The sequence below is a fragment of the Bacteroides sp. Ga6A2 genome (assembly GCF_000702225.1).
In the GTDB taxonomy this organism is placed as follows: Bacteria; Bacteroidota; Bacteroidia; order Bacteroidales; family Bacteroidaceae; genus Ga6A1.
The window spans coordinates 197,546-208,986 of the sequence record NZ_JNKX01000001.1; the positions used below are offsets into that span (position 1 = coordinate 197,546).

The 11,441-nt window shown below is 44.2% G+C and carries 10 protein-coding genes; 4 read left to right on the plus strand and 6 right to left on the minus strand.

The annotated features are described in order from the left end of the window. Positions 1–13 precede the first annotated feature (13 nt). Positions 14–1,414: a BspA family leucine-rich repeat surface protein gene (locus T538_RS0100775; RefSeq protein ID WP_051655777.1), complete on the plus strand. Its 1,401-nt coding sequence runs from the start codon at positions 14–16 to the stop codon at positions 1,412–1,414. A gap of 785 nt (positions 1,415–2,199) precedes the next feature. On the opposite strand, the gene T538_RS0100780 is transcribed toward T538_RS0100775, so the two are convergent. Further along, on the minus strand, positions 2,200–3,486 hold the full coding sequence (locus T538_RS0100780) for a M16 family metallopeptidase (RefSeq protein ID WP_031531691.1): 1,287 nt from the start codon (positions 3,484–3,486) through the stop codon (positions 2,200–2,202). Between the two features lie 88 nt (positions 3,487–3,574). Between T538_RS0100780 and T538_RS0100785 the strand changes: the two genes are divergently transcribed. From T538_RS0100785 to T538_RS0100795, 3 genes are all read left to right on the plus strand, one after another. Next, positions 3,575–4,111, plus strand: coding sequence for an LOG family protein (locus tag T538_RS0100785; RefSeq protein WP_031531692.1), 537 nt, complete (start codon positions 3,575–3,577; stop codon positions 4,109–4,111). Between the two features lie 55 nt (positions 4,112–4,166). After that, positions 4,167–4,667 carry a hypothetical protein gene (locus T538_RS0100790; protein ID WP_031531693.1) on the plus strand — a complete coding sequence of 167 codons (501 nt, stop codon included), beginning with the start codon at positions 4,167–4,169 and terminating at the stop codon, positions 4,665–4,667. A 465-nt stretch (positions 4,668–5,132) separates the two neighbouring features. Further along, positions 5,133–5,597 (plus strand): hypothetical protein, encoded by a 465-nt coding sequence (locus T538_RS0100795; RefSeq protein WP_155992921.1) that lies wholly within the window; start codon positions 5,133–5,135, stop codon positions 5,595–5,597. Between the two features lie 489 nt (positions 5,598–6,086). Here T538_RS0100795 and T538_RS0100805 read toward each other — a convergent pair whose 3' ends face one another. The 5 genes from T538_RS0100805 to T538_RS0100830 all read right to left on the minus strand — a co-directional run bounded on the left by T538_RS0100805 (position 6,087) and on the right by T538_RS0100830 (position 11,410). Beyond that, complete coding sequence (locus T538_RS0100805; RefSeq protein WP_031531695.1) at positions 6,087–6,950, minus strand: leucine-rich repeat protein; 864 nt, start codon at positions 6,948–6,950, stop codon at positions 6,087–6,089. A 767-nt stretch (positions 6,951–7,717) separates the two neighbouring features. Beyond that, the gene (locus T538_RS0100815) at positions 7,718–9,559 is read right to left on the minus strand and encodes a DEAD/DEAH box helicase (RefSeq protein WP_031531698.1); all 1,842 of its coding nucleotides are present in this window, start codon (positions 9,557–9,559) and stop codon (positions 7,718–7,720) included. Positions 9,560–9,795: 236 nt separating this feature from the next. Next, the gene (locus T538_RS0100820; RefSeq protein ID WP_081834813.1) at positions 9,796–10,293 is read right to left on the minus strand and encodes a DUF5024 domain-containing protein; all 498 of its coding nucleotides are present in this window, start codon (positions 10,291–10,293) and stop codon (positions 9,796–9,798) included. A 5-nt stretch (positions 10,294–10,298) separates the two neighbouring features. After that, on the minus strand, positions 10,299–10,898 hold the full coding sequence (locus T538_RS0100825; protein ID WP_031531700.1) for a hypothetical protein: 600 nt from the start codon (positions 10,896–10,898) through the stop codon (positions 10,299–10,301). A gap of 14 nt (positions 10,899–10,912) precedes the next feature. Beyond that, complete coding sequence (locus tag T538_RS0100830; RefSeq protein ID WP_031531702.1) at positions 10,913–11,410, minus strand: RNA polymerase sigma factor; 498 nt, start codon at positions 11,408–11,410, stop codon at positions 10,913–10,915. Positions 11,411–11,441 lie beyond the last annotated feature (31 nt).

The following is an 11,441-nucleotide window of genomic DNA, read 5'->3' on the forward strand; positions in this document are numbered from 1 at the left end:
AATTTCAGAAAGCATGAAAGATATTAGCAACATCACAAAACTAATACTTGCCATATTTGTGGCTATAATCTCGCAAAGCGCGGTGGCACAAAAGCCGTATGGCATCTTCGACAAGGCAAAAGGAACGCTTACGCTGGGCTATGCAGCCCGTTTGCCGAGGGGGGCGGTGGCAATAGACGAGAAGGCTCTGATAAGCAAGTTCGGCGAGCCGGAAACGCTTGAAAAGGTGGTGATAGACAAGTCGTTCGCCGGCTTCAGACCCAAGACGTGCGCCGAGTGGTTTATGAACTGCGAAAGTCTGACGGCAATCGAAGGACTGAGATTTCTCAACACCTCGGCAACAACGAGCATGAGAGCCATGTTCTACCGCTGCCTCAAGCTCGAAAGCATAGACGTGAGCCACTTCGACACGCGCAACGTAACGGACATGAGCCAGATGTTTTTCTGCTGTGCAAACGTGCTGAGGCTCGAAGTGGCTGGCTTCAACACACAGAAGACAACCGACATGAGCGAGATGTTCTACGGCTGCGAGAATGTTAAGGCTCTCAATGTGAGCCGTTTCAGTACCGAAAAGGTGAAAAACATGACAGGGATGTTTAACGGTTGCACGAGTCTTGCGAGTCTTGATGTGCGCAGTTTCCGCACCGCGATGGTTGAGGATATGAGCAAGATGTTCTGCAACTGCGAAAGTCTTGCGAGCCTTGACGTAAGCAGTTTTAGCACGACAAACGTAGCGAATATGCGAATGATGTTTTGCGGTTGCAAGATGCTCAAGACGCTCGATGTGAGCCGTTTCGATACATCTAACGTTGAGAATATGAGCGGCTTGTTCGCTGGCTGCGTGGGTTTTGCGAGCATCAACCTAAGCAATTTCAAAACCGGGAACGTGACCGATATGAGCGGAATGTTCGACAACTGCAAGAATGTGAAGATTCTCGACTTGTCGAAATTCAATACCGAAAAGGTGGAGAATATGCACGACATGTTCGAAGGATGCAGCAGTCTTTCGAGCCTCGACATCAGCAGTTTCGACACGCGCAGCGTAACCAGCATGAAGACGATGTTTGCCGGTTGCCGCAGTCTGAAGGAACTCGATTTGAGCCACTTCCGTACTGAAAAGTCCGAAGATATGAGTGGTATGTTTAAGGGTTGCGACGCTCTTGAACGCATCAATTTGAACAGATTCAGCACGGCAAATGTATCGACAATGCAAGCCATGTTCTATGGCTGTAAGAATCTGACAAATATCGACTTGGGCAGTTTCGACACCCGTAAGACTGGCAGTATGGCAATGATGTTTGGAGAGTGCTCAAAACTAACCACAATCTATGTTGGCAAAAACTGGAAATACGCCAATAAAAAGGCCGAAATGACCGCAGGCTGTCCAAAGATTAAATGGGTTCAGAGAAAATGAAAGGTTGGGTTTGGGCGGTAGCCGTCTTCTGTCAAGCCGAATTTCCGAATTCGGCTTTGGAAAAAATGGGAATTTGCAATTCCCACCGCTAAAAACTTTACGCATATCTTTTTGCCGCTTTGCGACAATGGGAGTATCATGAAATGATTATTCGGAATGACGCTGAAAGCGTCACCTCTCAGTAACCGCAGTATTCGTAGAATCTGCGGACAGAAATGATATGGATATTTTCGACCCTGAAAGCGGTCGCCCATTGCGACAGATGGGGCACTCTTTCAGAGTGCTTTCCGTTTATTGGTCTTATTCCGCAGGTCGTTCCGACCTACGGTTACTTAGCGAAGACGCTTTCAGCGTCTATAAGAACTGTAAGAATTATTCGGGATAGTCTCGGGTTTCATTCGGGTTTTCAGCATCTGTAATAGTAAAATCGACAGTCGGCAAGGATATCCTGAACTCGATAAATAATTGAATTATGAATAGTTTCCCTACCCATAGATGCCCTTCATAAGATTTTAGGCGAACATAGAACCTTTTGGCTATCCTTTGAATAGCTTCTCTGTACCTTTCAGCTTGCTTGGATGTACCATAGATGTACCTTTCAGCTTGCTTGGATGTACCTTGCCACTATTTTATATTTACAAAAAGAACAATTCGTATCATAATTATCCTTTACGGCTCCTCGGCAATTATGAATTGTTAATTGTCAACTGTGAGTTGTCATTTATCTCAGTTTTTTCAATTGTCAACTTTCTCTAAGTCCATTGTCAATTGTGAATTGTCAATTCTCAAGTGTATATAATCGTCGAAATCTTATCTTCCGCAAAGACCTCTTGTGCCACCGCTTGAAGCGTCTCGGCAGTCAGATTGTCGATGCGCTTGAAAAGTTTAGCCTGACTCTCGAACTTACCGTAGTGCAGAAAACATTTTGCCGCGCTCAGAATGGTGTTCTCAAAGTTGTCGGTAGCAACGCCTATCTCGCCCTTTATCTGCCTCTTTGCCGAAGCAAGAACGGCGGTAGACAGAGGTTTGTTGCACAAATTCAACAATTCGCTCTTAACCAGACGGATGCACTTCTTGTGGTCGTGCTCGTCGCAGCCAAAATAGATGCAGAATGCACCCGTATCCGTGTAGCTCGTGATGTTGCTCTCCACGCTGTAAACCAGTCCGCGTTTCTCGCGCAGACTGATGTTAAGGCGCGAATTCATGCCCGGGCCTCCTAAGATGTCGTTGAGCAGATACAGAGCCGTGCGCTTCTCGTCGTAGGCATCGAATCCTCGTCCGCCAATCATCACATGCGCCTGATGCGTGTCCTTGTCAATCACGATGTTCTGGGCAGAGTAGGGCAGAGGTTTGCTGCGTCGTTTGGCAGAGCGTGCCTTCAGATAGTCGCTCTGCTGTTCAATAGTCATACCGTACATGGCATGGTTTACTGTCTGGTTGCCATATCCGCCCATGTACTTCTGCGCCAACTTCACAACCTTGTCGAAATCAACATCGCCGCGCACAAAGAAAACCATGTTGTCGGGCGTGTAGAAGCGTTCCGTCCATCTTAGCGCATCGGCTGTGGTGTATTGCTTCAGCAGAGCCTCGTCGCCAAGGATGTTTCGTCCCAGCGGATGATTCTGGAATATCAGGTTTTCGAAGTCATCGAAAATCAGTTCGGAGGGTGAGTCCTTGTAACTGTCAATCTCGTCGAGAATCACCTCAACCTCCTTGTCAATCTCGTTCTGCGGAAAAACGCTGTTGAACACAATATCGGCAATCAGTTCGGTGGCGCGTGCCAGATGCTCCTTCAGAATGGCGGCATACACCACCGTCTCTTCCTTGTTGGTATAGGCGTTGAGGTCGCCGCCCACCGTCTCCAAACGGTTTATTATGTGCCATGATTTGCGGTGCGTAGTGCCCTTGAACACCATGTGCTCGCAAAAGTGAGCCATTCCGCTCTCCTCGGGCATCTCGTCGCGCGTGCCGGCATCTATTGCCAGTCCGCAGTAAACAACGTTTGTAGATGATGGGGTGTGTATTATACGCAGTCCGTTAGGAAGCGTAAAAGTACTGTATTGTGTATCCATTAAATGCGCTCAAAAAAACTTTGCAAAGGTACTAAGATATTTGATATTTTTTTATTGAAATACCGAAAAAAATATTTATGTTTGCGCTATGGAAAGAATAGGAGTTTACTGTTCATCTTCGGTAAAGATTGACAAGAAGTATTTTGACGCCGCGCAGCAGCTTGGCGAGTGGATAGGCTCAAACGGCAAGTGGCTTGTTTACGGCGGAAGCAACCGCGGAACAATGGGAACGCTGGCATCGGCAGTTAAACAGAGCGGCGGAAGGGTGATGGGCGTTGTGCCCACGGCTCTCGAAGAGAGAGACATAGTGAGCGACGACCTCGATGTAAACTTCAGGTGCGAGAATCTGAGCGACCGCAAGGACATAATGATTCAGGAGAGCGACATACTCGTGGCTCTGCCCGGCGGCGTCGGCACGCTCGACGAGATTTTCACCACCTTGGCGGCGCGCTCGCTCAACTATCACGGCAAAAAGACCGTGCTCTACAATCTCGACGGCTTCTGGAATCCGCTTATACAACTCCTTGCCGATATTGAGCAGAAAGGCTTTGCCAACTGTCCGTACAGCACAATGTTCTGCGTGGCAGACACCTTCGACGAACTGACAGACATTCTGTCTGAATAAAACATAATTATTAACTTGTTAAACTGACAAAAAAAGAAGTATTGGAATGAAAAAAATGATTTTAACAGCCGCTACTTTGGCTATACTTTGCTCTTGTGGTGGACAGAAGACTGAGGCTGGCGATGCTCAGGACTCACTCGTAGAGGTAACTCCAGAGAACCCAGACGAACTTCTTGATACAGCTAAGGTCGAGACCCTTACTCCAGAGGAGACAAAGGTTGAGATGGAAAAGATTCAGGCTAAGGTTGAAAGCGGCGAGGCTACTGAACAGGAAAAGACCTTGTGGGAGAAACTGAAGGCACGCTATAACGATGCTAAGGCTGCAAGCGGCAAGAACGATGCAGCTGGCGTTACAGGCGCAGCATCGGGCGCAGTAAACGATGTGTCTAAGGCTGTTGGCAAGGACGGTGCAGTAAACAAGAAGGCCGAAGAGGTTAACACCAAGGTTCAGGAGACTCAGCAAAAGGTGAACGAGACCAAGGAGGCTGCCAAGACAACCGTAAACAACGTTAAGGAAGCAGCCAATGCCTTCAAGAACTTGGGCAAGAAAGAATAATCCTTGATATTATTTTAGAGAAAGACGGGAACGACTCAAAAGGTTGCTCCCGTCTTTTTTAGCGTTAGAATGCCATTTCTGTTTTGTCGAATTCTGAAATTCGACTGAACTTGCGGGACGGAACTTCTTGTTGACGTTTTTAAGTTTTTTTACAATTCCGTGAAAAAATTTGGTGGTGTCAAGGATATTGTGTTAATTTGCTCTTAGTGATTCACAGACTATGCTTTATAGTAAGCATGTTTATAAAAAATGAATGAGGCTAATTTTTATATTTATGTCAATAGAGTAGTTCTAATGTTCTTCTCAACAGGTCACACTCGTTGTAAACCATTATTGCAAAACTGTGTTTAGAAAATGGCTATATCATTGAGTGCGAGGATGGCGGTTGATTTGCAAATCGGAAGAACCGTGAGATTTGCCTCATGTATTAATTGAATAAATAATAACAGATAAATATCTATTTTTATGAAAAGGGTATTAATGATAATTTTTGCCATATTGATGACTGTAACTGTTTATAGTCAGCACTTGAAATTTATGGGAGTGCCTATTGATGGAAATATTAATAGTTTTGCAGCCAAAATGACTGCAAAAGGTTTTACTATATCTCCAAGAAATAAATATACAGGACCGGGAGTCAGAGTTATGAGAGGTACGTTCTTTGACCAGTCTGCAGATATATGGATCAGCTATAATACCTCAACAAAGAATGTTTATAGTGTACGTGTGCAGTTTTATAGTGGTGACAGAGATGTATGCGAGTCTTTTATGAAAGATATAAAAGACATAATAGAAAGTAAATATACGTGTATATCAGATACGGGAAAAACTAACGCTGGGGACGATGTTGATATATACTTCATTGTTAATGAGGAAAAAACCTTATTAGGATATATATCGGTATTGATGATGCAGATAGTATGGATATAGGATATAATCTGAATCTTACTTATCAAGACTGGAAAAATACCGAAAAGAATGAATCAAGTAGATCTAATGACATATAACTTTTTTCACAAAAAATAGTATATAGACAATTTCCTATTTGATAATCTTCCCCGTATTGCCGAATTCGGCAACATCAATGTCGTGAGTTTGCAACTCACATTGTCGCGAAGCGGCAAAAGCCGTAATACGCGAGTTCGAGATTAATTCCAAGATTATTTTCACGAGTAACTTTTTGTCGCTCTGCGACAATGCGAATTACAAATTCGGCAGGACATGTTTTTTTCCTCTTTAACAATATTCCTCCTATGTTTTTTTAACCCAAATCGGTCATTAGAAATTTTGCCTTACATAATGTTCAGATAAGTATCCGGAGCCTATAAAAAATATAAGCAAAAAGTGCTAATGATTGACTCTGAATAATTAAACCAACTTACATTTTGCTACTTATTTTTTCTAATGACCGTTTTGGGTTTAATCTTCCTCAAAAGCCACTAATTCGGCTGGCTTGCCAGCCTTAATTCGTCGAAATGCGCTCTTCGAGATGCTTTCGTATTCCCTTGTTTTGCTAAATTGCGAGAAATACGTCATCTTTCTAAACTTCTCTATTGTTCCCTTTTTAACATGCAAAACTGCGTTTGATGGGATTGAATCGACAATAAAGTAAGAACGGTTTTTATACGAAGGAATACCTTCGAAAAACAGATGTTGAAGTTTTGGAGAACTAAATCCGAAAGTCATTGCATCGTATTGACAACAAGGAAGAACAGCCTTTGTTATTCCAGTACACCTAAGAAAACAGAATGTATCAACAAAGTGCGAAGATGGGATAAATAATTCTTCGAGTTCCACACAATCTACAAATGCTGCGCACATCAGAGAATCGACATTTTTGATGTATACGCTTTTTAGACTGGAACATTTTGCGAAGGCTGAACGTCCTATTTTGTTTATCGATTTACGAAAACGAACTTCATTTAGTTTTTTGCACATCGCAAATGCCCCATCATCAATATTGTTCACGTTGTTTAAGTCGATACGGCAGAGCGTCTCAGACTGCTGAAACGCAAACTTTGATATGTTTTTGATGCCTCTGCCACATTTGTACTTTCCATTTTTGTATGGATAATTGCTTGGTGACAAGTATATACAAGTCCGACTTTTATTCATAAGAATCCCATTATCAGAAATATACGGGGCGTTTCCGCCACATCCATAAAACCTTACATTCGGAAAGCACTCTATTATGTGGTGTTTAAACTCTTCGATATCGCAATTTACGATAACAGTATCGACGTCGGTATAAATTTTTCTTTCGAAATTAGAATCTATAGACATGGTTTTTGCGTGCAAATGTAAAAACAGACACGCAAATAATAACGCATAGAAATATCTCATACTAACTATTATTGGGGAATTTCAAAAGTTACCATAAGTAAACGATGTATGATTTCATTGATTTTCTTTAGGGGCTTTTAAGTAATTGAGAATTCTGACAGATTTCAATACAATGTTGAAGAATTAAAAGTATTTGAATTTATCATTATGTTTTTCTAGTTCTTCTAACTTGTCGTCTAATTTAGTGTGTTTTAGTATTTTACAAGTGTACCAGGCTATAAACGAAATTGTATAAAGCACCGAGAACAGAACAGCCAATCTTGATACCGGGGTGTCATATTCGTAATAAAAGACGGCAAGACATACAGAAATAGATATTGCTAACAGACATAATCTGATACGGTATTTCTTTATTAGTCTGGAGATAGAAAAATCTTTATTCTTAAAGGCTTTGTAGATGGCATAAATGTTCAGAAAAATAAATAATGCGAATAGGGTGCAATATAGAGATATTGCGTTTTCTTTCGTAATTGAAGTCCAATGCGCTGAATAACAACGCAATGAGCCAAGTAAAAGTATGATGCTGAATAAATGTCTTTTCATGCCATTAGCTTTTTTAGTGCTTGTTCTGTAATGCAAAAATAATGATTTTGTACGAAAAATATAGCGGATAATGCAAGAAAAAACAAAAAAACTCGCAACCGCGCGAATGATATCGGTGCGATTGCGAGTAAGTGTGTGTTATTTCAGTAACTCGTTTCTGCTATTTATTCGAAGAACTTCTTCCAGTCGTCCTTTGTCTTTTTAGGACCGCGCATTTCGGTGTATCCGCGCTCCTCGCGACTTGGCTTCTTTTTCTTCGGCTTGCTCTCGGCATTCTGCTTGCCGCGTGCGCCCTTGTCACCCTTGCGCGAGCCGCCTCTTGCTGCGCCCTTGTCGTCGCCGGCATCGGCAACCTCAACGCTTATGCGTCTGTCCTTGTACTTAGCCTTAGACGATGAGAATCCACGGAGCACATCCTTTGTAGCCTTCTCCTCAACCTCGAAGAACGAGAAGTTCTTCATAAGGTCGATGCGCCCAATCTCGATGCGACCCTTTACGTTCTTGTTAATGAGGTCGATGATAGTTGCTGGGTTTATGTTGTCGGTCTTTCCGAGGTTGATGAACATACGGGTAAAGCCCTCTTCTGCCTTGCGTGAGCGTGGAGCTTTTCCGTCGCGACCGTCGCGCTTGCCGCCCTTTCCCTTTGACGACGAGTCTCTGTCTGCGCCTCGCTTTTCAGAAGGCTCTTCAATCTCAGGTGCATTCTTGTAGTATTCGAGGAATCGGTTGAACTCCAGCGATACTACGCGTTTTATGATGTCTTCCTTCTCGAGCCAGTCGAACTTGCGATAGATTTCTGGCAGGAACGAAGCAATTTCCTCCTCGTTTACCTTAACCTTCTCAATCTGGTTCACCAAGTTGTAGAGCTGCTTCTCGCAGATGTCCTTTCCTGTTGGGATTGTTCCCTTCTCGAAAGTCTTCTTTATAATCTTCTCGATGTCGCGCAGATGGCGGCGTTCCTTAACGTGTATGATGGCGATGCTGATGCCCTTCTTGCCCGCACGACCGGTACGTCCGCTTCGGTGAGTGTAGTTCTCAACATCATCAGGCAGACCGTAGTTGATAACGTGCGTAAGGTCGTCAACGTCAAGTCCGCGCGCAGCCACGTCGGTAGCCACCAAGAGCTGAGTGCGGTGCTGGCGGAACTTCTGCATTGTAAGGTCGCGCTGCTGTTGCGAAAGGTCGCCGTGCAGACAGTCGGCATTGTAGCCGTCCTGAATAAGTTTGTCGGCAATCTCCTGAGTCTCTACTCGAGTGCGGCAGAAGATGATACCGTAAATGTCGGGATAGAAGTCGGCTATGCGCTTCAGTACAAGATACTTGTCCTTGGCATGAACCAAGAAATACTGGTGCGACACGTTGGCAGAGCCTTCGTTCTTAGTACCGATGGTAATCTCTTTAGCGTTGTGCAGATAGTTCTTGCTAATGCGCGAAATCTCGGCATTCATAGTGGCAGAGAACAGAAGGCACAGACGCTCGTCAGGAATCTGCTCGAAGATGGCGTTGATGCTGTCGGTGAATCCCATGTTAAGCATCTCGTCAGCCTCGTCGAGAATAACGCGCTTAACGTTGTCGAGATGCACAACGCCGCGTTCGATAAGGTCAATAAGTCGTCCCGGAGTGGCAACGATAATCTGCACACCTCGTTTTAGTGAACGTATCTGACTCTCGATAGAAGAACCGCCGTATACTGGCAGTACCTTCAAGTCGTCTATGTATTTTGAATAATCGTTAAGATCGTCTGCAATTTGCAGACACAGTTCGCGTGTTGGACTCAGGATAAGTGCCTGTGGAACGCGTTCTTTCGGGTTTACCAACTGGATAACGGGCAGACCGTAGGCTGCTGTTTTGCCTGTGCCTGTCTGTGCCAGTGCTACAAGATCATTTTCGTTACTAAGTAGATAAGGAATCACTTCCTCCTGTACGGGCATTGGATTTTCGTAGCCCTTTTCTTTAATTGCCTTGAGAATCTCCTCCGAGATACCAAGTTCTTCAAATGTCTTCAATATTTTATACAAATTAAATAATCGGGTGCAAAGATAATTCTAATTTATGAATTAGCGGTTATAACTTACTGATTATTTTTATAATAGGGACGAAAAAAACATAGCCGGCCTTCACAGGTCGGCTATGCCCAAAACAAGCATGATCATAAAATTACTTATAAATTTCAAATACTGTTGGTTAAGGTTTAGAGATTATATTTTGAAAAACATTTTACAGATTTTATATATCGTTTCTTTTACCTTGAGAAGAAGTCGAAGTTAATGTTAAAGAACGGAAAGTCGGGCTGAGGCTGCTGTTGTCTGTTCTGCTCCTTTGGCTGACTATCGGTGTTGTTCTTGTTGATGAGAATAAGTTCGATGGTGCTGCCCTGACTGTTCATCTGTATGAACTTGCGGCTCTTCTTTCCGTAGAACACAAGCGTGTTGCTTGTTGAGTTGAACGAGTTGCTGCTGTAAACCTCGTTGGCATTCTCGCTCTCCTTGCGGAAGGCGTTGTAGAGTTTTGTGAAGGTGGTATTGTCGGCATGGACAATAGTCAGCTTCTTCACCGTCTTTACTATGTTGTGCGTGCGAGGGTCTCGCTTCACAATGTTCTGCAGGTGGCAGATGTCTTCTTTCTTTTCGAGGCTGTTAACCAGTTTCTCGATGCTCTGCTGCGCCTTGCATTCCAGTCCGAATGCGGTGAACATGCAGACGGTGAGTGACAATATTTTAGAACTTATACTCATAATCATTTCTTTTAGTCTTCGTTAAGGAATTCGTTAACTCTGGCCTGAGCCTCGCTGTTGTTGATGCTGCTTGCCATAACGCTCTGTATGTTGTCGTCTTTGTCGCTGATTTCAGAGAGCTGTGCAACTTGCTTTTCAATGTTGTCGGCCTCTTTCATCGTGTTGTCAATCATCAGTTTCAGCGTCTCTTTGTCGGTTACGCGCTTTCCGTTCTGCATAACGTAACTGCCTTCGTAGGTGTAAAGTTCGTCGGCATCGTTCTTTAGCAGTCCGAATGATATGCCGAATATGAGCACGATGCTTGCCGCTATGCTTGCGGCGAACATGAAGATGCGTTTCTTCGGTTTCTTTGTATCAACCGGCTTAAGTTGTACCACCTTGGCTGTGCTGTGCTCCGCCTCGGTCAGGGCTTGTGCCGAGAGGCTTTCATCGAGTCCGCTTTCGAAGTATGCAAACATCTCCCTGTACTGGGCTATGTGTTGCGGCAGGTCTTTCTCGGTGGCGAAGAAGCGGTAGAGTTCCTTTTCTTCGTCATTCGAGGTTTCGCCTTCCATAAAGCGGTCAATGTAGAGTTCCACATTGTTGATGTCAATATGTAAAATATCACCCATAGGCATATTATTGGTTATATCTTTCGGTTTAGGAATTGGTCTCTTATTTTTTTTCGTGCCCTACTAAGATTTTGTCTTACGGCATCGGGTTTGCTTCCTATCATCTGGGCGATTTCATCAATTTCCAAGCCTTCAACGTGTTTCATTCTCAGTACCGTTTGTTGCATGTCGGGCAGTAGGCCGATAAGGCGCATCACCTCCGAGGTTTCCTCGGCGTCCATCATGTCGTTCTCGAACGACGATGTGTCGGCAATCTGCGCCATCGTGTCTTCGTCAACATCGGCCTTGTGGTCGTCGCGGATGGCATTCAGACTAAGGTTTCGGATTATGGTTGTAGCCAATGCGTCAACCGAGCGATACTGTTCCAGGCTGTCGTGAATGTTCCACAATTTCAACAGTGTGTCCTGAACCAGATCTTCAGCCTTATCCTCGTCGTGCACCATCCTGATGGCATATCTGACGAGCATAGGTCGGAGGCGCGTTGCTTCCTTTTCGAATCCCTGTCGTTCCATCTTTCATAGTGATGACACATGCGTTGCGCTT

Excerpts from the sequence above, each read along its gene's own strand:
- T538_RS0100805 (WP_031531695.1), bottom strand. The coding sequence starts at position 6,950 with ATGTCTATAGATTCTAATTTCGAAAGAAAAATTTATACCGACGTCGAT.
- T538_RS0100830 (WP_031531702.1), bottom strand. The coding sequence starts at position 11,410 with ATGGAACGACAGGGATTCGAAAAGGAAGCAACGCGCCTCCGACCTATG.
- T538_RS0100820 (WP_081834813.1), bottom strand. The coding sequence starts at position 10,293 with ATGATTATGAGTATAAGTTCTAAAATATTGTCACTCACCGTCTGCATG.
- T538_RS0100775 (WP_051655777.1), top strand. The coding sequence starts at position 14 with ATGAAAGATATTAGCAACATCACAAAACTAATACTTGCCATATTTGTG.
- T538_RS0100785 (WP_031531692.1), top strand. The coding sequence starts at position 3,575 with ATGGAAAGAATAGGAGTTTACTGTTCATCTTCGGTAAAGATTGACAAG.
- T538_RS0100790 (WP_031531693.1), top strand. The coding sequence starts at position 4,167 with ATGATTTTAACAGCCGCTACTTTGGCTATACTTTGCTCTTGTGGTGGA.
- T538_RS0100795 (WP_155992921.1), top strand. The coding sequence starts at position 5,133 with ATGAAAAGGGTATTAATGATAATTTTTGCCATATTGATGACTGTAACT.
- T538_RS0100825 (WP_031531700.1), bottom strand. The coding sequence starts at position 10,898 with ATGGGTGATATTTTACATATTGACATCAACAATGTGGAACTCTACATT.
- T538_RS0100780 (WP_031531691.1), bottom strand. The coding sequence starts at position 3,486 with ATGGATACACAATACAGTACTTTTACGCTTCCTAACGGACTGCGTATA.